We start from the raw sequence: 23,472 nt of genomic DNA on the forward strand, positions 1-23,472 counted from the left end.
TCCTAGCTGACCTTTACTAACGGACCATTCCAGATGAGCACGATCGGCAGTGACCTCTACGCCAGCCTCGGGCTGAGCACCAGCAGCGCCGCCTCCACGAAAAAGAAGGAGGAATCACTCGGGCAGGCCGACTTCCTCAAGTTGATGACCGAGCAGCTGCAGCACCAGGACCCGCTCAAACCGATGGAAAACAGCGCGTTTCTGGGCCAGTTGGCGCAGTTCTCCACCGTGCAGGGCATTGGCGATCTCAACACCAAGGTCAGCAGCTTCTCCGCAGCACAGAGCAGCGATCAGGTGCTCAAGGGCGCAGCGCTGGTCGGGCACAACGTATTGGTGCCCTCGGCGCAGGTGGCGATCGACGCCACCGGCTCGGCCAAGGGCGTGGTCGCCGCGACCTCGGCCGGTTTCGTCAATTTCGAAATCACCGATGCCAACGGCGCCTTCGTCAAACAACTCAGCGTGCCGGCCAGCGCCGCCGGTGAGGTGTCGTTTGCCTGGGATGGCACCGACGCCAACGGCAACCGCATGGCGGCCGGCAAATACGGCATCACCGCAACCCAAACCGACACCGCTGGCGCCAAGAGCAAGTTGCCCACCTACGTCGATGCACCAGTGGACAGCGTCACCATCGGCTCGGACGGCCTGTATCTCAACCTGACGGGGCTCGGCACCTCCCCGCTCGCCAACGTGCTCCGCGTCAGCTGAGCCGGCAACCGACACTTAAAGGAACTCATCCATGGCTTTCAATACCTCGTTGTCCGGCATCAACGCAGCCAATGCCGATCTGAACGTCACTTCCAACAACATCGCCAACGTCAACACGACCGGGTTCAAGGAATCGCGCGCCGAGTTTGCCGACATGTTCCAGAGCACCAGTTACGGCCTGTCGCGTAATGCGGTGGGCTCCGGCGTGCGCGTCAGCAACGTGGCGCAGCAGTTCTCGCAGGGCAATATCGACCCGACCGGGCGCAGCCTGGACCTGGCCGTCTCCGGCGAAGGCTTCTTCACCGTGTCGTCCAACGGCGCCAAGATGTACACCCGCGCCGGCAACTTCCAGACCGATTCCAACGGCTATGTGATCAACCCGCAGGGCGCGCGTTTGCAGGTGTTTGCGCCGAACCCCAGCGGCAATGGCTTCGACGTGGGCCGCCTGTCGGACCTGCAGCTGCTGACCACCGACAGCCCGCCCAAGTCGACCTCCACGGTCAACCTGGCTTTCACCCTGCCCGGCAACGCCACCGCGCCGACGGTGACCCCGTTCAGCCCGGCCGACGACAAGACCTACAGCCATTCCACCGGCGGCATCAATGTCTATGACTCGCTGGGCGTCAGCCACGTGCAGACCTCCTACTTCGTCAAGACCGCCAACCCGAACGAGTGGCAGGTGCACAACTACGTGGACGGTACCGCGGTCGGTGCGCCGACCACGCTGCAGTTCTCCGATACCGGTTCGCTGACCACCCCGGCCAACGGCATCGTCGCGATGGACCCGTTCACCCCGAGCACCGGTGCCGGCGTGCTGAACATGCAGCTCAACGTCAGCGGCTCGACCCAGTACGGCGAAGCCTTCGCATTGCGCGACACCCGCCAGGACGGCTACGCCAGCGGCAAGCTCAACGAGATCAGCATCGACACCAGCGGCGTGGTGTTCGCCCGCTACTCCAACGGCGCCGACAAGCCGCTGGGCCAGGTCGCGCTGAGCAGCTTCGTCAACCCGCAGGGCCTGCAGTCGCAGGGCAACAACATGTGGGCCGAAAGCTACACCTCCGGCGCCGCCCGCACCGGCGCGCCGGACACCTCGGACCTGGGCCAGATCGAATCCGGCTCGCTGGAAGCCTCCACGGTGGACCTGACCGAGCAGCTGGTGAACATGATCGTGGCCCAACGCAACTTCCAGGCCAACTCGCAGATGATCTCGACCCAGGACCAGGTCACCCAGACGATCATCAATATCCGTTAAGAGCTGGGAATGGGGAATCGGGATTAGGGAATCGTAAGAGCAGGCATCTCGTGTATCGGATGCCGGCCTTGCCCCCCTTCTCCCAGACTCCAGCAATCCTGCTTTTGCAATTCCCCATTCCCGATTCACGATTCCCGGTGCCAAATGGACAAAGCCCTCTACGTAGCAATGACCGGTGCCCGCGCCTCCCTGCAGGCGCAAAGCACCGTGTCGCACAACCTTGCCAACGTCGATACGGTGGGGTTCAAGGCCGCGTTGGCCAATACCGAGGCCTTCAAGATCCAGGGCAAGGGGTATCCGTCGCGGATCGATGCGCTGCACGTGGATCAGGGCTTCGATCGCAGCCAGGGCCATCAGAAGGTGACCGGCAATCCGCTGGATGTGTCGCTGCAGCAGGACCGCTGGCTGGCCGTGCAGTCGCCCGACGGCAGCGAGGCCTACACCCGCAACGGCGAATTGGCGCTCACCGCCAATGGCCAGCTGGTCACCGCCAACGGGCACGCGGTGCTGGATGAGGGCGGCGCGCCGATGACGATTCCGCCGCACCAGGCGATGGAAATCGGCAGCGATGGCAGCATTTCCATCATTCCACAGGGCGAAGGCCCGCAGACCATGGCCATCGTCGGCAAGATGAAAGTCGTCGATGCGCCCGCCGACCGTTTGACACGGCGCCCGGACGGGTTGATGCGCAACACCAGCACCGACCCCGCGCAGGCATTTGCGGTGGCCACCGGCAAGACCGTCAACAGCGGCATGCTGGAAGGCAGCAACGTGGATGCCGCCGGCGCGCTGGTGGAGATGATCCAGCTGCAGCGCCAGTTCGAAATGCAGGTCAAGATCATCAAGAATGGCGACGACAATGCGCAGTCGGCCAATTCGCTGCTGCGTGTGAGTGGCTAAACGTCATCGCCAAGGCGACTGCGCAATCGCCAGTCGGCCCGCCGGGTTTTGCCAGCCAATTCGAAAGCAGGCGCGAGGCGGCATGGCAGGCTTACGCAATCGGCATGTCGTTTGGCTACTATCGTCATGCACACGCAGCTCTACTGCTGAGCGAATGATCTGGGCTCTCGCTGCCGCTGATCTGCAGCGTGCTGGCCCACCCACCTTGGCTGCAGGACCCTGGCCCACCCACCGTCGCGGGACACGCTGCAAGTACGTCCTTGTAAGCTCTTACGCGGCATCCATGCCGCGTAAGGTCCCGCGACGGTGGGCGGGCAAGGACCAGTCGAGATGGTCGGCATGCATGGTGCAAGCAATGCTTGACGTGGGTTGCTTAGATAACGGCGCGTCCGATCATCTTCTCAATGAAAGCCGAGCAACGGACACGATTCTAAGAAAACAACCGACCAACTCCCTGGTGCGGTGTCCTCGCCGATTGCGGGACCGTGTGGCGGCATGGATGCCGACACCGAGCCCCCAGGGACGGGTTCACGGCGTGTCCCGCGAGCGGTGAGGGCACCGCGCCCTCGACAGACCAGGCTTTTGACTGACCAGGCTGTTGAGGGCACCGCGCGCTCAACCAACCAGGCTATTGATTGTGTCGCAATGCCAGCCGGCAAATCCCAAGAACCCTTCCGCACGCAGCGCCAAAGGTTCACACGTCGTCGAACACATCGCTGACCGGCAACCGATCTACCGCGGCTGATCTGCCGCGCAGGTTTCCACCGCTTCCGCCTAGAAGCTGCCTACCCGCCGCCAGCCCTGCCCTGCGCAGGCCGCCGCGCCCCAACCCCGCGTGATCCACCGCACAGCCGGCAAAAATCCGGCACGGGTTTGGCACGGCACGTGCATATACCCAGCCGTACCCGGAACACATCCCCGGGTCTAACGAGGAATCGGGTCATGAATCAGGCTTTGTGGGTCGCCAAAACCGGACTGGATGCGCAGCAGACGCGCATGTCGGTCATTTCCAACAACCTGGCCAATACCAATACCACCGGCTTCAAGCGCGACCGTGCCGCGTTCGAAGACCTGCTGTATCAACAGGTGCGCGCGCCAGGTGGTTCCACCTCCGCGCAGACGCAGCTGCCCACCGGCCTGCAGTTGGGCACCGGTGTGCGCGTGGTGTCCACCTTCAAGGGCTTCGACCAGGGCAGCCAGCAGCAGACCGGCCGCGCGCTCGACGTGATGGTCAACGGCCGCGGCTTCTTCGAAGTGCAGATGCCCGACGGTACCTCCGCCTACACACGCGACGGCACCTTTCAGATCAATGCGCAGGGCGAAGTGGTCACCAACAGCGGCTACCCGCTGCAGCCGGGCATCCAGGTGCCGGAAGGCGCGCAGTCGCTGACCATCGGCAACGACGGCACCATCAGCGTGACCCTGGCCGGCCAGGCCGCCGCGCAGGAAATCGGCGCGTTGACGCTGACCGACTTCATCAACCCCTCGGGTCTGCAATCCAAGGGCGAGAACCTGTTCGTCGAAACCACCGCCTCCGGTCCCGCACAGAACGGCACCCCCGGCCTCAATGGCCTGGGCACCACCGTGCAGGGTGCGCTGGAAGGCAGCAACGTCAATACGGTGGAAGAGCTGGTGAGCATGATCGAGACGCAGCGCGCCTACGAAATGAATGCCAAGGCGATCTCCACCACCGACTCGATGCTCGGTTACTTGAACAACAACGTCTGATCGGCTCGCCGCTCATCGCCCTCTCAGGAACTCACGCCATGTCCCGCCTGCCCTCTCTCTCCTCCCTGTGCTTCGCCATCGCCTGCAGCGTGCTGCTGGGTGGCTGCGTGGCAGCCGGCGACGTGCGGCCGTTCGCCGAACTGGCGCCGATCGTGCCGGTGGTCGCGCCGGTGGCGCAGCCCACCGCCGGGGCGATCTACGCTGCCGGCCCGAGCCTGAATCTCTACGGCGACCGTCGCGCACGCGATGTCGGCGACCTGCTGACGGTGAACCTGGTGGAAAGCACCACCGCCTCGTCCACTGCCAATACCAGCATCAGCAAGGCCGACACCGTGGACATGAGCACGCCCACGCTGTTGGGTGTGCCGCTCACCGTCAACGGCACCGATGTGCTGCGCAACTCCACCAGCGGCGACCGCAGCTTCGGCGGCAAGGGAAATACCGCGCAAAGCAATCGCATGCAGGGCAGCGTGACCGTCACCGTGATGCAGCGCCTGCCCAACGGCAATCTGGTGATCCAGGGGCAGAAGAATCTGCGCCTGACCCAGGGCGACGAACTGGTGCAGGTGCAAGGCATCGTGCGCGCCGCCGACATCGGCCCGGACAACACCGTGCCCTCGAGCAAGGTGGCCGATGCCCGCATCGCCTATGGCGGCCGCGGCGCGATCGCGCAGTCCAACGCGATGGGCTGGTTGAGCCGCTTCTTCAATTCCCGTTTGTCGCCCTACTGAGCCTGCGACCATGAATCTGTCTTCCCTGCCCTTCCGTCTGCTCGCTGCCGCTGTCGCGCTGTGCGCGATCGCCGCACCGGCATCGGCCGAACGCATCAAGGATCTCGCCCAGGTCGGCGGCGTGCGCGGCAACGCGCTGGTCGGCTACGGCCTGGTGGTTGGCCTGGACGGCAGCGGCGACCGCACCAGCCAGGCGCCCTTCACCGTGCAGAGCCTGAAAAACCTGCTCGGCGAGCTGGGCGTCAATGTTCCGGCGAACGTCAACCCGCAGCTGAAAAACGTCGCGGCCGTGGCGATCCACGCCGAGCTGCCGCCGTTCGCCAAGCCCGGCCAGCCGATCGACATCACCGTCTCTTCGATCGCCAACGCGGTGTCGCTGCGTGGCGGCTCGCTGCTGATGGCACCGCTGAAAGGCGCCGACGGCCAGGTCTACGCGATGGCTCAGGGCAACCTGGTGGTCGGTGGTTTCGGCGCGCAGGGCAAGGATGGCTCGCGGGTGTCGGTCAATATTCCCAGCGTCGGCCGCATTCCCAACGGTGCCACCGTCGAACGCGCCCTGCCGGACGTGTTCGCCGGCAGCGGCGAGATCACCCTCAACCTGCATCAGAACGACTTCACCACCGTCTCGCGCATGGTCGCAGCGATCGACAACAGCTTCGGCGCCGGCACCGCACGTGCGGTCGATGGGGTGACCGTGTCGGTACGCTCGCCGACCGACCCCAGCGCCCGGATCGGCCTGCTGTCGCGGCTGGAGAACGTGGAATTGTCGCCGGGCGACGCGCCGGCCAAGGTGGTGGTCAACGCACGCACCGGCACCGTGGTCATCGGCCAGCTGGTGCGGGTGATGCCGGCGGCGATTGCGCATGGCTCGCTCACCGTCACCATCAGCGAAAACACCAATGTCAGCCAGCCGGGCGCCTTCAGTGGCGGCCGCACGGCGGTGACGCCGCAGTCCACGATCACGGCCACCTCCGAAGGCAGCCGCATGTTCAAGTTCGAAGGCGGCACCACGCTCGATCAGATCGTTCGCGCGGTCAACGAAGTGGGCGCGGCTCCCGGCGACCTGGTCGCCATTCTCGAAGCTCTGAAGCAGGCTGGCGCGCTGACGGCGGAGCTAGAGGTGATCTGACATGCGTATCGCAGCCTCGCCCATAGATCTCAACCCGAGCACCAAGGCCGATCCCGCAAAGATCGACAAGGTCTCACGTCAGCTCGAAGGCCAGTTCGCGCAGATGCTGGTCAAGAGCATGCGCGATGCGAGCTCCGGCGACCCGATGTTTCCGGGCGAAAACCAAATGTTCCGCGAAATGTACGACCAGCAGATGGCCAAGGCGCTGACGCAGGGCAAGGGGTTGGGCCTGTCGGCGATGATCTCCAAGCAGCTGAGCGGCGACACCGGCGGCCCAGCGTTGAACACCTCGTTGAGCACTGCCGATGCGGCCAAGGCCTATGCCCTGGTCGCCGGCAAGCGCGACGCCTCGTTGCCGCTGCCGGCACGCGACGGCGCGGCAGGCAGCGTCGGTGCAAGCCTCGGCGCAGCTGTCGGCACCGCTGCAGGCATCGGCGCAGGCGGCTTGACCGGTATCGGCATGAGCCAGGTACTGGATCTGATCGCCGGGCGCAGCAGCAGCACCGGCAGCGACGACGCTGCTGCGCTGAGCTGGCCATCGGCCAACGATCAGTGGAGCGACGTCAGCGTCAGCGATGCCGCCGATGCCAATGCCGCAGTCAATGCCAGCGCCGCCAGCAGCGCCGCCGCTAGCCTGGGCGAGCGCACGCCGGAAGGCTTCGTCGCCAAGATCTGGACGCATGCGCAGAAAGCCGCGCGCGAACTCGGCGTGGACCCGCGTGCATTGGTTGCGCAGGCCGCGCTGGAAACCGGCTGGGGCCGGCGTGGCATCGGCAACGGTGGCGATTCCAACAACCTGTTCGGCATCAAGGCCACCGGCTGGAGCGGCAACAAGGTCACCACCGGCACCCACGAATACGTCAACGGCGTCAAAACCACCGAAACCGCCGATTTCCGCGCCTACGGCTCGGCCGAGGAGAGTTTTGCCGACTATGTGCGGCTGCTGAAAAACAACAGTCGTTACCAGCCCGCGCTGCAGGCCGGCACCGATATCCGCGGTTTTGCACGCGGCTTGCAACAGGCTGGTTACGCCACCGATCCGGGCTACGCAGCCAAGATCGCGGCGATCGCCAACGGCCCGACCATCGACCGTGCGGTCGCCGCCATCGGCAACGCAGCGGCAGATCTGTCCAACCGTTACGCCAGCACCGCCGAGCCTGCCGGGCTTGGCACCATCCGTCGTTGAGGTAAACGCCCATGTCCATCATGTCCACCGGGACCAGCGCGCTGATCGCCTTCCAACGGGCGTTGTCGACCGTTAGCCATAACGTCGCCAACATCAATACCGAAGGCTACAGCCGCCAACGCGTGGAATTTGCAACGCGCACGCCCACCGACATGGGCTACGCGTTCGTGGGCAATGGCGCCAAGATCACCGATGTGGGCCGGGTGGCGGACCAGCTGGCCATTTCGCGCCTGCTCGACAGCGGCGGCGAACTGTCGCGGCTGCAGCAGCTGTCGTCGCTGTCCAACCGCGTGGACGCGCTGTATTCCAACACCGCCACCAACGTGGCCGGGCTGTGGTCGAACTTCTTCGACTCCACCAGCGCGGTGTCGTCCAACGCCTCGTCCACCGCCGAGCGCCAGAGCATGCTCGACAGCGGCAACTCGCTGGCCACGCGCTTCAAGCAGCTCAACGGGCAAATGGACAGCCTGAGCAATGAGGTCAACAGCGGATTGACGTCCTCGGTAGACGAAGTCAACCGTTTGACGCAGCAGATCGCCAAGCTCAACGGCACCATCGGCAACAGCGCGGCCAACGCTTCGCCGGACATGCTCGACCAGCGCGACGCGCTGGTGAGCAAGCTGGTGGGCTACACCGGCGGCACTGCGGTGATGCAGGACGGCGGTTTCATGAATGTCTTCACCGCCGGGGGCCAGGCGCTGGTGGTGGGCACCACCTCGTCCAAGCTCACCACCGTCGCCGACCCGTACCAGCCGACCAAGCTGCAGGTGGCGATGCAGACCCAGGGACAGAACGTCAGCCTCAGCGCCAATTCGTTGGGCGGCCAGATCGGCGGCCTGCTGGAATTCCGCAGCAGCGTGCTGGAGCCGACCCAGGCCGAACTGGGCCGCCTTGCCGTGGGCATGGCCAGCACCTTCAATGCCGGCCACGCGCAGGGTATGGACCTGTACGGCGCGATGGGCGGCAACTTCTTCACTATCGGCTCGCCCACTACCGCGGCCAATCCGAGCAACACCGGCACCGCTGCGCTGACCGCCAGCTTCAGCAATATGTCGGCGGTGGACGGGCAGAACGTCACGCTCAGTTTCGACGGCACCGCGTGGAAGGCCACCAGCGCCAGCACCGGCGCGGCCGTGCCGATGACCGGCACCGGCACCGTCGCCAACCCGTTGGTGCTCAATGGCGTGAGCATGGTGGTCGGCGGCACGCCCGCCAGCGGCGACAAATTCCTGCTGCAGCCCACCGCCGGACTGGCCGGCACCGTGTCGGTGGCCATCACCGACCCCTCGCGCATCGCCGCAGCGACGCCGGTCAAGGCCACCGCCACCGTCGCCAACCTGGGCTCCGGCAAGATCAGCGACGTCAAGGTCACCAATGCGCAGAACCCGGCGCTGCTGACCCCGTCGTCGGTGGAGTTCATCGATGCCAATCAATACACCATCGATGGCACCGGTCCGTTCGCCTACACCGCCGGCCAGACCATCAGCGCCAATGGCTGGAGCTTCGCGCTGGATGGCGCGCCCAAGGCCGGCGATACGTTCGGCGTCGGCCCGATGGGCGCCGGCTCCAGCGACAACGGCAATGCCAAGTTGCTGGCCAAGATCGACGATGCCAAAGCGCTCAGCGGCGGCACCGTCACGCTCAACGGCGCGCTCTCGGGCCTGACCACCTCGGTGGGCTCGGCCGCGCGTGCGGCCGACTACGCCGCCGACGCGCAGAAGGTCATCAACGACCAGGCGCAGGCCAGCCGCGATTCGATTTCCGGCGTCAACCTCGACGAGGAAGCCGCCAACATGCTCAAGCTGCAGCAGGCCTATCAGGCGGCCGCACAAATGATCTCCACCGCCGACACCATCTTCCAAGCCATCCTGGGCGCCGTACGCTGATGACCGACCGTATCTCCACCAGCATGATGTACAGCCAGTCGGTCGCCTCGATGGGCGCCAAGCAGACACGGCTGAACCAGCTCGAATCGCAGCTCTCCAGCGGGCAGCGCCTGGTCACCGCCAAGGACGATCCGGTCGCCGCAGGCACCGCGGTGGGCCTGGACCGTGCGCTGGCCGCGATCACGCGCTTCGGCGAGAACGCCAACAATGTGCAGAACCGGCTGGGCCTGCAGGAAAACGCCTTGTCGCAAGCCGGCGACAAAATGGCGCGCGTCACCGAATTGGCGGTGCAGGCCAACAACTCCTCGCTCAGCCCCGACGACCGCAAGGCGATCGCCTCGGAACTGACCGCGTTGCGCGACAGCATGGTGAGCCTGGCCAACAGCACCGATGGCACCGGACGCTATCTGTTCGGCGGCACCGCCGATGGCAGCGCGCCGTTTATCAAGAGCAATGGCGGCGTCGTCTATAACGGCGACCAGACCCAGAAGCAGGTCGAAGTGGCGCCGGACACCTTTGTCAGCGACACCCTGCCCGGCAGCGAAATCTTCATGCGTATCCGCACCGGCGACGGCACCGTGGACGCGCACCCCTCCAACGCCAATACCGGCACCGGGCTGCTGCTGGATTTCAGCCGCGATGCCAGCACCGGCAGCTGGAATGGCGGTAGCTACAGCGTGCAGTTCACCGCCGCCGACACCTACGAGGTGCGCGACAGCACCAACGCCGTGGTCGGCACCGGCACTTATAAAGACGGCGAAGACATCACCGCCGCCGGCGTGCGCATGCGCATCAGCGGCGCACCGGCGGTGGGCGACAGTTTCCAGATCGGCGCCTCCACCACCAAGGACGTGTTCTCCACCATCGACGATCTGGTCGGCGCGCTCAACTCCGACACGCTGACGCAGCCGCAGAAGGCGGCGATGATCAATACGCTGCAGAGCTCCATGCGCGACATCAGCCAGGCCTCGTCGAAGATGATCGACGCGCGCGCTTCGGGCGGCGCGCAGTTGTCGGCCATCGACAACGCCAACTCCTTGCTCGAATCCAACGAAGTCACGCTCAAGACCACCTTGTCGTCGATCCGCGATCTGGATTACGCCTCGGCGATTGGGCAGTACCAACTCGAGAAGGCCTCGTTGCAGGCCGCTCAAACGATTTTTCAGCAGATGCAGTCGTCGTCGTTGTTCAACCTGCTCCGCTGATTTTCAGCAGAAAACCAGCTTTTTTCTGCACCCCTGCGTGAGGACTTGCGCAGGTGAATGGAGTTTATCTGTAAAAAAGTTATACAAGCGCTAAAGATCCACGGGGTGCTGCCGAATAAACCAAACCCCTTGATACACAAGGTTTCCGTATTTCGTCCCGAAGCAGAAAAACAGAAAAAAATACTGGATTTCGCTAAAGGTTCCCGACGCAACGCCGTTATTCATCTCAGCAGCGGCAACGGCCAACTTGATGGCCCCCCTGCGGAGGCTCCGGGCAAGTCCCCCTTGCCGGAAAAATCGCTTAGGAGAAATCAAAATGGCACAGGTAATCAACACCAACGTAATGTCGCTGAACGCTCAGCGTAACCTCACCACCAGCAGCGCGAGCATGTCGACGAGCATCCAGCGTCTGTCCTCGGGTCTGCGCATCAACAGCGCCAAGGACGACGCCGCAGGTCTGGCGATCTCCGAGCGCTTCACCACGCAGATCCGCGGCCTGGACGTTGCCTCGCGCAACGCCAACGACGGTATCTCGCTGGCCCAGACCGCCGAAGGCGCGATGGTCGAAATCGGCAGCAACCTGCAGCGTATCCGCGAGCTGTCGGTGCAGTCGTCCAACGCCACCAACTCGTCCACCGACCGTGACGCGCTGAACTCCGAAGTCAAGCAGCTCACCGCTGAAATCGACCGCGTTGCCAACCAGACCAACTTCAACGGCACCAAGCTGTTGAACGGCGACTTCTCCGGCGCGCTGTTCCAGGTCGGCGCCGACGCCGGCCAGACCATCGGCATCAACAGCATCGTCGACGCCAATGTCGATTCGCTGGGCAAGGCCAACTTCGCCGCTGCGGTCTCCGCTGCCGGCGTCACCGGCACCGCCACCGCCTCGGGTTCGGTCACCGGCATCAGCCTGTCGTTCAAGGACGCCAGCGGTTCGTCCAAGAGCGTCACCATCGCTGACGTCAAGGTCGGCGCTGGCGACACCGCAGCCGATGTGAACAAGAAGGTTGCCTCGGCGATCAACGACAAGCTCGACCAGACCGGCATGTACGCCTCGATCAAGTCCGACGGTACGGTGCAGATCGAATCGCTGAAGGCTGGCCAGGACTTCACCTCGCTGTCGGCGGGTACCTCCAGCGCTACCGGCATCACCGTCGGCGCCGGCATCCAGACCGCTTCGGCCGCTTCCGGCGCCACCGCTTCGACCCTGAGCACCCTGGATATCTCCACGTTCTCCGGCTCGCAGAAGGCACTGGAAATCGTCGACAAGGCGCTGACCGCGGTCAACTCCTCGCGCGCCGACATGGGTGCGGTGCAGAACCGCTTCACCTCCACCATCGCCAACCTGAGCGCAACCTCGGAAAACCTGTCGGCCTCGCGTAGCCGTATCCGCGACACCGACTACGCCAAGGAAACCGCCGAACTGACCCGCACGCAGATCCTGCAGCAGGCCGGTACCGCGATGCTGGCCCAGGCCAAGTCGGTTCCGCAGAACGTGCTGAGCCTGCTGCAGTAACTGTTGCAGTAAAGCAGCAGCGCTTTTCAGCAAGTCAAAAGCCCCTCTTCGGAGGGGCTTTTTTTGTGGGTGCGGTTTTTTTGACGCCAGTGGATTGGCGTGGCCGGCACGGAAGTTGCATCGGGCTGTGGGTCAGCAAGACGCGTCGGCCCCGCTAAAGTCCTCCCGGATGCGGCCGATACCCGTCTCGTAATCCCATGCATCCGCTGTCCGGATGCCCAGACGAGGAATGCAACATGGCATCGGTGATCAGTACGTCCGGCTCCGGGCTGGATATCCCCACCGTGGTGTCCACCCTGGTATCCCGTCAGAAGGATCCGGAGCAGGCGCGCATCAACAAGGCCGGCACCGCAGCGACCACGCAGCTGTCGGCCATCAGCCAGATCAAGAGCAGCATGACCACGCTCAAGTCTGCGCTGGACAAGGTTGTCAGCAGTGCCGATACCAACGCCTACAAGGCGACGGTCCCGACCGATGCCGGCTTCACCGCCACCACCACCAGCTCGGCAGCGCCTGGCAACTATTCGGTGGAAGTGGTGTCGTTGGCCGCATCGCAGAAACTGGCCTCCGGCGCATTCACCGCCGATGCCACGGTCGGCAGCGGCACGCTGACGATCGGCTATGGCGATCAGAGCATCACCGTCGACATCAGCGGCACCGACAAGCTCACCGACATCGCTGCAGCCATCAACAAGGCCGCCGGCGGCAAGGGCGTCACCGCCAGCGTGGTCACCGCCAACGACGGTCAGCACCTGGTCTTCAACGCGGTCGACTCCGGCACCAAGGGCGCGCTGACTGTCAGTGCCAGCGACCCGAGCCTGAGCAGCCTCACCTTCGGCGCCGGCGTCACCGGCGGCCTGACACAGCAGGTGGCCGCTGCCGATGCGCTGGTGCGCGTGGATGGCTTCGAGCGCACCTCCAGCTCCAACACCGTCAGCGACATCGTGCCGGGCGTGGTACTCAACCTGACCAAGGCCGCCGAAGGCACCAAGTTCAACCTGGGCGTCGCTGCCGACACCAGCGGCCTCAAGGCCAATCTGACCGCGTACGCCGCCGCGTACAACACCGCCAATACCTTGCTGGCCAAGAGCAGCGCCTACGACGCCACCACCAAGACCGCCTCGGCACTGACCGGCGACTCGCTGGTGCGCGGCCTGCAGCAGCAGTTGCGCGGCCAGGTCAGCGGCAACGTCAACGAGCTCAAGGCGCTGGGCCTGACCATCGACAAGGATGGGGTGATGAGTTTCGACGGTGCCAAGTTCGACACCGCCATCGCGTCCGACGGCGGCGCTGCCACCGAGGTGTTCGGCAAGGACAGCAAGTTCGGCTCCGGCATGACCAAGCTGCTGGACAGCAACGTCAACGTCAACAACGGCACCCTGACACTGCGCTCGGACAGCTTGAACAAGCAGATCAAGGGCTACGAGTCCGATCTGGACGACCTCGATGCGCGCATGGCGAAACTCACCGATCGCTACACCGCGCAATTCACCGCGATGGAAACCATGATCAGCAAGCTGCAGAGCAGCGCCGGGTCGCTCAGCAGCCTGCTGACACGGTAATTGGGTGATGACGATCCTCAAGTCATGCAAGGGTCTTGCCGATACAAGAAGGGCCTATCGTGATTTCGGCCTTGCCTTCTGGCAGGAGCGTCATCGCCCGAGCGCAGCGCTCCGGAAGCAGCGAAGGTCAGCCCATTGAGGAGTCATCCATGTACGGTTCCAATCGCCAATATGCCGAGCAATACCGCAAGGTCGGCGTGTCCACCAGCGTGACCGAAGCCGACCCGCACAAGCTGGTGTCGCTGCTGTTTGCCGGTGCCTGCCAGCGCATCCGTCTGGCCCAGGCCTGCCTGGCGCAGGGCGACCAGGCGCGCAAGGGCAAAGCCATTGGCGAAGCCTGCGCGATCGTCGGTCATTTGAACGGCTCGCTCGATCACGAAGCCGGCGGCGAGATCGCTGGTAACCTGTCGGCCCTGTACGACTACGTCATGCAGCGCCTGACCGCAGCCAACCTGCACAACGACGAGTCTGCGTTGACCGAAGCGCTGGAGTTGCTCAGCGAAATCGATTCGGCGTGGAACTCCATCCCCCTCGAACAACGCGGCCTCGCTGCGGTTTCCTGAGTCCAGCCATGCACAGCGCGCAAAGCCTTCAAGCCGAAATCGCCGACCTCCGCCTTGCCATGGCGCAAGAGGATTTCGAGGCGATGCCGTTCCTGCTCGACAGCCATGACCTGCACCTGCGCGAGTATGCGCAGCACGTGGATCTAAGCCAGGACCGCGACGCGCTGCAGACCTTGCACACGATGCAGCAGGATTTGATGCGGATGATGCTCGACCGTCGCCGCAAGCTGCTGGACCTGATTCGCGCCCAGCGCACCTCGTCGTCGGCCAGCCGCGCCTACGCCCGGGTCGGACGGATCTGATGACTGCGCTCGGCACGCTCGCGCCCTCCGCCGATGCCGAACTGTTCGCCGACACGCTCACTTGCGAACTGCGTCTGCCAGCCGGCTTCCACGCGGGTCGCGATGCCGGATCGCATAGCGCCGCAGAGACCCTGCTGCGCAGCCTTGGCCAAGTCGAAGACCTGCGCAGCGAAGAAGCCAGCGAAGATCGCGGCGAACTGCCGCTGCTGGTGCAACGCATGGATGCCAAACTCGATCTGATGCTGGCATTGATCGGCCGCCTGGTGCAGCAGGGCGATCGCGGACTCAACCAGGCGCTCGTGCGCTGGTCGGTGCGTGGCATCCGCCTGAATTGCGCAACCGGCCACCCGCCGGGCACCAGCGGCAGTGTTTGCCTGCAACCGTCCGACTGGCTCCCTGAACTTGTACAGCTTCCCGCCGAGGTGCTGGCAAGCGCCAGCGATGGGCACGATCAGTGGCTGTGGCTGCGGTTTGCCCCGCTTGCACCAGGCCTGCAAGATGCCCTGGAACGTCATCTGTTCCGCCTGCATCGCCGCCAGATCGCCGACGCCCGTCGTCAGCGCTGATACAGCTAGTTGGCGGCAGGCGTCGGGTCGGCTAAGGTGCCCTATACCGAAAATAGGTCTCTTCTCCGCCGTGCGAGTTATCATCGTCGACGATCACACCCTTGTGCGTGCAGGCCTCTCCAGGCTGCTGCAAACCTTCGCCGGCATCGATGTCGTCGCGGAGGCCAGTAACGCGCAACAAGCCCTGGATATGACCTCCCTGCACCGGCCGGATCTGGTGTTGATGGATCTGTCCCTGCCCGGTCGCAGCGGCCTGGATGCCATGACCGATGTCTTGCGCGCTGCGCCGCGCACGCATGTGGTGATGATGTCGATGCACGACGACCCGGTCCATGTGCGCGATGCACTCGATCGCGGCGCGGTCGGTTTCGTGGTCAAGGACGCCGCGCCCCTGGAGCTGGAACTGGCATTGCGCGCCGCAGCGGCCGGCCAGGTGTTCCTGAGCCCGCAGATTTCGTCAAAGATGATTGCACCGATGCTGGGCCGCGAAAAACCGGTCGGCATCGCCGCACTGTCGCCGCGTCAACGCGAGATCCTGCGCGAAATCGGGCGCGGTCAGAGCAACAAGGAAATTGCGGCGGACCTGGGCATCAGCGTCAAGACGGTGGAAACGCATCGCGCACGCATGATGGAATCACTCGGTTGCCGACGCGCCAACGATCTGGTGCTGCTGGCTGCCAAGCACCACAACGAGCTGGTCTGAGCCAGCGTTTTCCGTCGGCGATCGCAGCAGAAACGAGCGCCGATCAAAACCGTGACGAGATCCCGGCGGACATGCTTGAGTCCGCCACTGTGTCAGGGAATTCCTGACGCACTGTCAGGAATATCACGAGTCACCTCACACGACTCCCTGATTAGAAACCCGTCGCCTTGTCCTGCAAGATGCGTTCCATCGCTGCCACGCGCGGCGCCTTCCGGAAGCGCTTCAATGAAGACGACCATTTCCGCCCAGCTTGGCCAGCAACTGCACCTGACCCCGCAGTTGCTGCAGTCGATCCGTCTGTTGCAACTGGACGGCATGCAGCTGGAACTGGAAATTCGTCGCGCGCTGGAAACCAACCCGCTGCTGGAACTGGAAGAGCTTGCTGACAGCAGCGACGACACCGCAGCTGGCGATGGCGCCGACGACATCGCCGCGTTCGACGAGTTGCCGGAAAGCACGATGTGGGACGTGCAGAGCAGCAGTTGGAACGACGGCGACGACGACCGCATGCAGCGCGTGGCCGCCGGCGAATCCACCGATCCGCATGTGCGCATCCTGCGTGAGTTGGCACTGGACCTGGACGAGGCCGCATTGGGGGCCGCCGCGTTCTGGCTGGAGCAGACCGACGACGCCGGCTACCTGACCGAGGCGTTGTCGACGCTGCAGCAGCTCGGTGCCACCCGCCTGGGTATGACCGTGGAGGCAGTGGAAGCGATCCGCCAGCGCCTGCTGCACGGCGACCCGGCGGGCCTGGCCGCCTGCGATCTACGCGAGTGCCTGCAGGCCCAGCTGAGCGCCCTGCCCGGCCGCGTGCCGGCCCGTCATCTTGCCGCACGCATCCTCGCCGGCGATCTGGAGTTGCTGGCCAGCCACGATTACGCGGTGCTGGCGCGTGCGCACGATGCCGAGCTGGACGACGCACGCGAGGCCGTACGGCTGATCCTGTCGCTGCAACCGCGCCCGGGCGACGATCTGCTGCAGGAAAGCAATGCCAGCGTCATCCCGGATGTGCTCGCATGGCATGCCGATGGCAGCTGGCGGGTGGCGTTGAATCCGGCCACCACCCACCGTGTCAGCATCAACCCGGTGCACGAGCGCGCACTGGCCGAGGCCGGCGACGTCGCCCAGCCGCTGCGCGAGATGCTGCAGGAAGCGCGCTGGCTGACCCGTGGCCTGTCGATGCGCTACGAAACCCTGCTGCGTGCCACACGCGCCATCGTCGAGCGTCAGGCCGCGTTCCTGGCGCGTGGCGAGGAAGCGATGGCGCCGCTGACGCTGAAAGAAATTGCCGATGAGATCGGCATGCATGAATCGACGATTTCGCGCATCACCACAGGTAAATACCTGCAAACCCCGCGCGGGACATTCGAACTCAAACACTTTTTTGCCGTACGACTGGAAGGCGCAAGCGTCTCCGGTCAAGCGGTCAAGGCAATGGTGCGCAGGCTGATCGAAAGCGAGCCGGCCGGCCGGCCGCTGGCAGACGAAGCCATTGCCGGGCTGCTGTCGCGTCAGGGCGTTAATATCGCCCGTCGCACGGTCGCCAAGTACCGCGAACAACTCGACATCGCCCCGGCACGCGAGCGCCGCCGCAACACCAAACCGCTGCTTGCCCGGGCAGGATAAGGATTACTATGAGCAAACTCACCGTGCTGCTGGTCGACGACCACGAGGGCTTCATCAACGCTGCGATGCGACATTTTCGCAAGGTCGAATGGCTGGATATCGTCGGCAGTGCCGCCAATGGACTGGAAGCGATCGAGCGCTCCGAGTCGCTGCGTCCCAAGGTGGTGCTGATGGACCTGGCGATGCCGGAGATGGGAGGGTTGCAGGCGACCCGGCTGATCAAGACACAGGACGATCCGCCGTATATTGTCATCGCGAGTCACTTCGACGATGCAGAGCATCGTGAACATGCTCTTCGCGCGGGTGCTGACAATTTTGTCAGCAAGCTGTCCTATATCCAGGAAGTCATGCCAATCCTGGAGGGCCTGACGGAAGGAGCCAGGCAATGAGTGAGTCCCGCATTCTGCTGATCGATAGCGATGCCGTGCGCGCCGAGCGCACCGTGTCGCTGCTCGAGTTCATGGACTTCAACCCCCGTTGGGTCACCGACGGTGCCGACATCAATCCTGGCCGTCATCGCCACGACGAGTGGATGGCAGTGATGGTGGGCTCGGCGCAGGACGCCGCGCAGGCCGACAAGTTCTTCGACTGGCTGGCCGACGCCAAGCTGCCGCCACCGGTGTTGCTGATGGAAGGCAGCCCGAGCACGTTTGCGCAGACCCACGGCCTGCACGAAGCCAATGTGTGGACGCTGGACACGCCGCTGCGTCATACCCAGCTGGAAGCATTGCTGCGCCGTGCCAGCCTCAAGCGTCTGGATGCCGAACACCAGGCTGGCGTGCAGCAGGACAGCGGCCCGACCGGCAACAGCGAGGCGGTCACCCGCCTGCGCCGTCTGATCGACCAGGTCGCCGCCTTCGACACCACCGTACTGGTGCTGGGCGAATCGGGCACCGGCAAGGAGGTGGTCGCCCGTTCCATCCATCAGCACTCGCCGCGCCGCGATGGGCCGTTCGTGGCGATCAACTGCGGCGCAATCCCTCCGGATCTGCTGGAAAGCGAACTGTTCGGCCACGAAAAAGGCGCCTTCACCGGCGCACTGAGCACCCGCAAGGGCCGCTTCGAAATGGCCGAAGGCGGCACGTTGCTGCTGGACGAAATCGGCGACATGAGCCTGCCGATGCAGGTCAAGCTGCTGCGCGTGCTGCAAGAGCGTAGCTTCGAGCGCGTCGGCGGAGGCCAGACCATCCGCTGCAATGTGCGCGTGATCGCTGCCACTCACCGCAACCTGGAGACCCGCATCAGCGATGGCCAGTTCCGCGAGGATCTGTTCTATCGCCTCAACGTGTTTCCGATCGAAATGCCGGCGCTGCGCGAGCGTGTGGACGATCTGGCCATCCTGGTGCAGACGATTGCCGGCCAGCTGGCGCGCACCGGGCGCGGCGAAGTGCGCTTTGCCGACGAAGCCTTGCAGGCGCTGCGCAGCTACGACTGGCCGGGCAACGTGCGCGAGCTGACCAACCTGGTGGAGCGCCTGGCGGTGTTGCATCCGGGTGGCTTGGTGCGTGTGCAGGATCTGCCGGCGCGTTATCGCGGCGATTTTGCCGCAGCGATTCCGGTCGAGCTTGCGGAGCCGACGCTGGTTGCCGCGCCGGTCGAGGACGCCAGCCTGCCGGGCAACGTGGTGACGCTGCAATCCAAGACTGCGGATGCGGACGCGGCTACCGCATCCAACCTTCCCGACGACGGCATCGATCTGCGCGGCCACATGGCCAACATCGAATTGGCGCTGATCAACGAGGCGCTTGAACGCACCCAGGGCGTGGTGGCCCATGCGGCCCAGCTACTCGGCCTGCGCCGCACCACGCTGGTGGAAAAGCTGCGCAAGTACGGCATCGATCGCGAGCAGACCGAGCTGGCGAACTGAGCGGATACGCACACTGATCCGCTCACTGGCATGGCGCTTGCTTCAACTGGATTGATCCGTGCGCAGTCATCGGCTGCGCCGGAATCCCGACCTTCATCAGCACCTGCCGAGGCATTGATGCCCATCCCCGTCACCAGTCCGCTGCTGCCGCCGCTGGAAGAATTCCTGCCCTATCTGGAGCAGATCTGGACCAGCCGCATCGTCAGCAACGGTGGCGAGATGCACCGCGCGCTCGAACGCGCCTTGTGCGACTACCTGGGCGTGTCGCATCTTGCGTTGTTGACCAACGGCACCACTGCGTTGGTCACCGCCTTGCAAGCGCTGCGCATCACCGGCGAGGTCATCACCACGCCGTACTCGTTCGTGGCCACGGCGCATTCGTTGCTATGGAAAAGCATCACCCCGGTATTTGTGGACATCGACCCGGTGACGCTCAACATGGACCCGTCCAAGATCGAAGCGGCCATCACCCCGCAGACCACCGCGATCATGCCGGTGCACTGCTACGGCACCAGCTGCGACACCGCCGCCATCACGCGCATCGCCGACATCTACAACCTCAAGGTGATCTACGACGCCGCGCATGCCTTCGGCGTGCGCGACGATGGCGGCTCGATCCTGCGCCATGGCGACCTGAGCGTGCTGAGCTTTCACGCCACCAAGGTGTTCAACACGTTCGAAGGCGGCGCGATCGTCTGTCCCGACGAAAGAACCTATCAGCGCATCGGGCATCTGAAGAACTTCGGCTTCGTCGACGAGACCACGGTAGTGGCGCCGGGCATCAACGGCAAGATGAACGAGATCAGCGCCGCCTTCGGCCTGCTGCAGCTCAAGCACATCGATCACGCCATCGCCCAGCGGAGCGCTATCGATGCGCAGTACCGCCAGCGCCTGGGCGACATTCGCGGCATCACCTGCGTTGCGCGGCCCGCGCATTCCAGCGCCAATTACGCGTATTTTCCGATCCTCGTGCAGGACGACTACCCGTTGTCGCGCGATGCGCTGTACCAATTGATGCGTGAGAACGGGATACTGGTGCGACGCTACTTCTATCCGTTGATCAGCGATTTCCCGATGTATCGCGCCCTGCCCTCGTCGGCACCGGCATGGCTGCCGGTGGCGCGTTCGGTTGCGGCGCAGGTGTTGTGCCTGCCGATCTTTCCCGGCTTGACCCGCGACCAGGTCGATACCATTGCCGATCTGATCGCCGGCCAACAGGCAACATGATCGCAACACGCTGCACGTGCATTTCAGATTCCCATTTCTTCAACAGGCAACCAGGCGAGATCGCATGACCCAGGCAACATTTATCGAGAACTTCCTCTCCGCCACCGACTTCCAGGAACCGGTGGAGGTCACGCTGGACACCGTGCTGCTGGAATTGCCGGAGTGGGATTCGCTCGCCGCGCTGGGCGTGATCGTGATGTTCGACATGGAGTACAGCAAGACCATCACCGGCGAAGATCTCACTGCCGCCGGCACCGTAGGCGATCTCTACAAACTGACCGAGGCGTAAGCATCATGCCGACCTCCACGCTGCACAATGTTCGCTTTGCCGGCATGGCGACATGCGTGCCGAAGCGGGTCGTGTCCAACCTCACCGACTGCCGGCCGCAGATCCGTTCCGAGCGCGAGCGCCTGGTGCGCAATATCGGTATCGAGACCCGCCGTATGTCCCAGCCCTGGCAGTGCTTTTCGGACCTGGCCTTCGATGCGACGCAGGTGCTGCTGGAAAAGCTGCAGTGGAAGCGCGAGGAGATCGACGCACTGATCGTGGTGACCCAATCGCCGGATTACCCGATTCCGGCCACCGCCATCATCCTGCAGGACCGGCTGGGTCTCTCGCACGCCACGGTCGCTTTCGACGTCAACCTGGGCTGCTCGGCCTATCCGTTCGGCATCAACCTGCTCGGCTCGATGATCGCCGCCGGCGGCGTCAAAAAAGGGCTGCTGCTGGTCGGCGACCGCAGTGCCAATCTGGAAGACCCGATCTTCTCCGACTCTGGCACCGCCACGGCGCTAGAATTCAGCGCCGACGCGCCGCCGATGCATTTCGACCTCAACAGCGATGGCAGCGGCTACAAGGCGATCATCCTGCCGGTGGGCGGCCACCGCGAACCGGTCGCCATGCAGCACCTGATTCCGTTCCGCGAAGAACCCGACGGCCCGTGGCGTCGTGGGGTGGACCTGATCCTGGACGGTGTGGCGGTGTTGAGCTTCTCCACCCAGCGCATCCCGCCGGCAGTACAGAAACTGCTCGACTACACCGGCGTGGCCAAGGAGGACATCGATTACTTCGTGTTCCACCAGGCCAACCGCATGATCAACGAAACCATCCGCAAGAAGCTCGGCCTGCCGGTAGAAAAAGTGCCTTCGACGCTACGCGACTTCGGCAACACCAGCGGCGCCTCGTTGCCGGTGACCATGACCGCGCGCATCAACAAGGAACTGGAATCCGGCCGCAAGCGCGTGCTGCTATGCGGCTTCGGCATCGGGCTGTCGTGGGGCACCTGCCTGGTGGATATCGAGGGCGCGGTGTTTCCTGATTTGATCGAGGCTTGAGCACGGTAGTCGCACCTGTCTTTTCCGGAATAACGAGACCACGTGAACGAGCATACTCCCTTCAATCCTTTCAGCCTGACGGGCAGGCGCATCCTGGTGAGCGGTGCCAGTTCGGGCCTGGGCAAAGCCATTGCGCTGAGTTGCGCGCGCATGGGCGGCGAGTTGATCGTCACCGGACGTGATGCGCAGCGTCTGGAAGCGACGTTGAGCGAGCTACAAGCGATTTCGGAATTGCCGCATCAAGCTGTGCGCGCCGATCTGACTGTTGCAACCGAGCGCGACGCGCTGGTCGCAGCATTGATTGCACCGCTGCAAGGTGTGGTGCATAGCGCCGGCATTTCGCGGCTGTGTCCGGCACGCATGGTCAGCGAAGCGCATCTGCACGAGGTTCAGTCGACCAATGTCGATGCACCGGTGCTGCTTACCCAAGCTTTGCTCAAGCGAAATCTGATCGCTGCCGACGGCGCAATTCTGTTCATCGCCTCCATCGCTGCGCATATCGGTGTCGCTGGAGTGGGCGCGTACTCTGCGTCCAAGGCGGCGCTGATTGCATATTCACGTTGCCTGGCGATGGAAGTCATCAAGCGCCGCATCCGCGTCAACTGCCTCTCGCCTGCGCTCGTCGACACACCGCTGTTGGGTGCCACCGCGCAAGTCGTCGGCTCACTGGAAGCCGAACGCAACAACTATCCGTTGGGTTTCGGGCAGCCTGACGATGTGGCCAATGCCGCCATCTTTCTGCTGTCGGGCGCCAGCCGCTGGATCACCGGCACCAGCCTGGTGATGGACGGCGGCTTGACCATCAGCTGAGTAAGGAACCGATCATGAAACGCGTTGTCATCATTGGCGCCGGCGGGCTTGGGCGACAGGTGCTTGCACAGCTGCAAGTGGATTACGGGCATGGGATCGACTGGGTCATTGCCGGATTTCTCGACGAGCGCGGCGCGGACAGCGTCTCCCCTGTGCTGTATTACCCATGGCTGGGCAATCCCCAGACCTTTGTCCCGACATCCGACCTGCTGTTTGTTGCAGCAATCGGCGACCCGGCGATGCGGGAACAGCAAGTCACACCACTACTAGCGAAGGGCGCGGAGTTCATTTCTATACGCACGCGTTGCACGCTTGGGGCGCGCACAGTCTACGGCCCAACCTACTTCGGTTACGACGTGAACTGCGGTGTGGACTGCAACATCGGCGCGTACGGCTTCATCGACCAGGACACTTTGATCGGCCATGACGTGAGCATTGGCGACTACGTACATATTGGGCCGCGCTGCGTACTGGCCGGCAACGTCACCGTCGGCGATGGCGCGGTGATCAACACGGGTGCATTGATCGCGCGCGGCATTACTATCGGGAAAGGCGCCGTGGTCGGTATGGGCTCGGTGGTGTTCAACGATGTGCCGGCCGGCCAGACCGTGATCGGCAACCCGGCCCGCTCGATCTTCAACAAGCCGCGAGCGCAAGCATGAACCAGCCA

24 protein-coding genes are annotated in these 23,472 nt (G+C 64.2%); all 24 read left to right on the forward strand.

Going from position 1 to position 23,472, the window contains the following annotated elements:
- The first annotated feature begins 33 nt into the window (after window positions 1-33).
- The 24 genes from GGR62_RS14385 to GGR62_RS14500 all read left to right on the forward strand — a co-directional run bounded on the left by GGR62_RS14385 (window position 34) and on the right by GGR62_RS14500 (window position 23,464).
- The gene (locus tag GGR62_RS14385; RefSeq protein ID WP_184408543.1) at window positions 34-705 is read left to right on the forward strand and encodes a flagellar hook capping FlgD N-terminal domain-containing protein; all 672 of its coding nucleotides are present in this window, start codon (window positions 34-36) and stop codon (window positions 703-705) included.
- Window positions 706-736: 31 nt separating this feature from the next.
- Window positions 737-1,960, forward strand: a complete 1,224-nt coding sequence (flgE, locus tag GGR62_RS14390) for a flagellar hook protein FlgE (RefSeq protein WP_184408544.1) — start codon at window positions 737-739, stop codon at window positions 1,958-1,960.
- 144 nt (window positions 1,961-2,104) lie between these two features.
- On the forward strand, window positions 2,105-2,860 hold the full coding sequence (gene flgF / locus GGR62_RS14395) for a flagellar basal-body rod protein FlgF (RefSeq protein WP_184408545.1): 756 nt from the start codon (window positions 2,105-2,107) through the stop codon (window positions 2,858-2,860).
- Between the two features lie 942 nt (window positions 2,861-3,802).
- Window positions 3,803-4,588, forward strand: a complete 786-nt coding sequence (flgG, locus tag GGR62_RS14400; protein ID WP_006452262.1) for a flagellar basal-body rod protein FlgG — start codon at window positions 3,803-3,805, stop codon at window positions 4,586-4,588.
- 38 nt (window positions 4,589-4,626) lie between these two features.
- Complete coding sequence (flgH, locus tag GGR62_RS14405; protein WP_184408546.1) at window positions 4,627-5,319, forward strand: flagellar basal body L-ring protein FlgH; 693 nt, start codon at window positions 4,627-4,629, stop codon at window positions 5,317-5,319.
- Window positions 5,320-5,329: 10 nt separating this feature from the next.
- A complete protein-coding gene (locus GGR62_RS14410) occupies window positions 5,330-6,448 on the forward strand; it encodes a flagellar basal body P-ring protein FlgI (RefSeq protein ID WP_184408547.1) in 1,119 nt (372 codons plus the stop codon).
- A gap of 1 nt (window position 6,449) precedes the next feature.
- Complete coding sequence (locus GGR62_RS14415) at window positions 6,450-7,634, forward strand: flagellar assembly peptidoglycan hydrolase FlgJ (protein ID WP_184408548.1); 1,185 nt, start codon at window positions 6,450-6,452, stop codon at window positions 7,632-7,634.
- Between the two features lie 11 nt (window positions 7,635-7,645).
- A complete protein-coding gene (flgK, locus tag GGR62_RS14420) occupies window positions 7,646-9,520 on the forward strand; it encodes a flagellar hook-associated protein FlgK (protein WP_184408549.1) in 1,875 nt (624 codons plus the stop codon).
- Window positions 9,520-10,725 (forward strand): flagellar hook-associated protein FlgL, encoded by a 1,206-nt coding sequence (flgL, locus tag GGR62_RS14425; RefSeq protein WP_184408550.1) that lies wholly within the window; start codon window positions 9,520-9,522, stop codon window positions 10,723-10,725. Before flgK ends, flgL begins: the two co-directional genes overlap by 1 nt.
- A gap of 57 nt (window positions 10,726-10,782) precedes the next feature.
- The gene (locus GGR62_RS14430; protein ID WP_184408551.1) at window positions 10,783-11,091 is read left to right on the forward strand and encodes a hypothetical protein; all 309 of its coding nucleotides are present in this window, start codon (window positions 10,783-10,785) and stop codon (window positions 11,089-11,091) included.
- A complete protein-coding gene (locus GGR62_RS14435; protein ID WP_184408552.1) occupies window positions 11,042-12,241 on the forward strand; it encodes a flagellin in 1,200 nt (399 codons plus the stop codon). The genes GGR62_RS14430 and GGR62_RS14435 overlap by 50 nt, the downstream gene beginning before the upstream one ends.
- Window positions 12,242-12,477: 236 nt before the next feature.
- Complete coding sequence (gene fliD, locus GGR62_RS14440; protein WP_184408553.1) at window positions 12,478-13,803, forward strand: flagellar filament capping protein FliD; 1,326 nt, start codon at window positions 12,478-12,480, stop codon at window positions 13,801-13,803.
- 149 nt (window positions 13,804-13,952) lie between these two features.
- The gene (gene fliS, locus GGR62_RS14445) at window positions 13,953-14,366 is read left to right on the forward strand and encodes a flagellar export chaperone FliS (RefSeq protein ID WP_184408554.1); all 414 of its coding nucleotides are present in this window, start codon (window positions 13,953-13,955) and stop codon (window positions 14,364-14,366) included.
- Window positions 14,367-14,374: 8 nt separating this feature from the next.
- Entirely contained in the window at window positions 14,375-14,668 is a 294-nt protein-coding gene (locus GGR62_RS14450; RefSeq protein ID WP_184408555.1) for a hypothetical protein, read from the forward strand.
- Window positions 14,668-15,234 (forward strand): PilZ domain-containing protein, encoded by a 567-nt coding sequence (locus tag GGR62_RS14455; protein WP_184408556.1) that lies wholly within the window; start codon window positions 14,668-14,670, stop codon window positions 15,232-15,234. Before GGR62_RS14450 ends, GGR62_RS14455 begins: the two co-directional genes overlap by 1 nt.
- Before the next feature lie 70 nt (window positions 15,235-15,304).
- Window positions 15,305-15,937, forward strand: coding sequence for a response regulator transcription factor (locus GGR62_RS14460; RefSeq protein WP_055854470.1), 633 nt, complete (start codon window positions 15,305-15,307; stop codon window positions 15,935-15,937).
- Window positions 15,938-16,162: 225 nt separating this feature from the next.
- Window positions 16,163-17,563: an RNA polymerase factor sigma-54 gene (gene rpoN / locus GGR62_RS14465; RefSeq protein WP_184408557.1), complete on the forward strand. Its 1,401-nt coding sequence runs from the start codon at window positions 16,163-16,165 to the stop codon at window positions 17,561-17,563.
- Window positions 17,564-17,571: 8 nt separating this feature from the next.
- On the forward strand, window positions 17,572-17,952 hold the full coding sequence (locus GGR62_RS14470) for a response regulator transcription factor (protein WP_184408558.1): 381 nt from the start codon (window positions 17,572-17,574) through the stop codon (window positions 17,950-17,952).
- On the forward strand, window positions 17,949-19,430 hold the full coding sequence (locus tag GGR62_RS14475) for a sigma-54 dependent transcriptional regulator (protein WP_184408559.1): 1,482 nt from the start codon (window positions 17,949-17,951) through the stop codon (window positions 19,428-19,430). Before GGR62_RS14470 ends, GGR62_RS14475 begins: the two co-directional genes overlap by 4 nt.
- A gap of 117 nt (window positions 19,431-19,547) precedes the next feature.
- Complete coding sequence (locus tag GGR62_RS14480; protein WP_184408560.1) at window positions 19,548-20,657, forward strand: DegT/DnrJ/EryC1/StrS family aminotransferase; 1,110 nt, start codon at window positions 19,548-19,550, stop codon at window positions 20,655-20,657.
- 64 nt (window positions 20,658-20,721) lie between these two features.
- Window positions 20,722-20,946: an acyl carrier protein gene (locus GGR62_RS14485; RefSeq protein ID WP_184408561.1), complete on the forward strand. Its 225-nt coding sequence runs from the start codon at window positions 20,722-20,724 to the stop codon at window positions 20,944-20,946.
- A 5-nt stretch (window positions 20,947-20,951) separates the two neighbouring features.
- Window positions 20,952-21,992, forward strand: coding sequence for a ketoacyl-ACP synthase III (locus GGR62_RS14490; RefSeq protein WP_184408562.1), 1,041 nt, complete (start codon window positions 20,952-20,954; stop codon window positions 21,990-21,992).
- 42 nt (window positions 21,993-22,034) lie between these two features.
- Entirely contained in the window at window positions 22,035-22,802 is a 768-nt protein-coding gene (locus GGR62_RS14495) for an SDR family oxidoreductase (protein WP_184408563.1), read from the forward strand.
- Between the two features lie 14 nt (window positions 22,803-22,816).
- The gene (locus GGR62_RS14500) at window positions 22,817-23,464 is read left to right on the forward strand and encodes an acetyltransferase (RefSeq protein WP_184408564.1); all 648 of its coding nucleotides are present in this window, start codon (window positions 22,817-22,819) and stop codon (window positions 23,462-23,464) included.
- The last annotated feature ends 8 nt before the right edge of the window (window positions 23,465-23,472 follow it).

Source organism: Xanthomonas sp. 3075 (genome assembly GCF_014197275.1).
GTDB classification, from domain to species: Bacteria; Pseudomonadota; Gammaproteobacteria; order Xanthomonadales; family Xanthomonadaceae; genus Xanthomonas; species Xanthomonas campestris_B.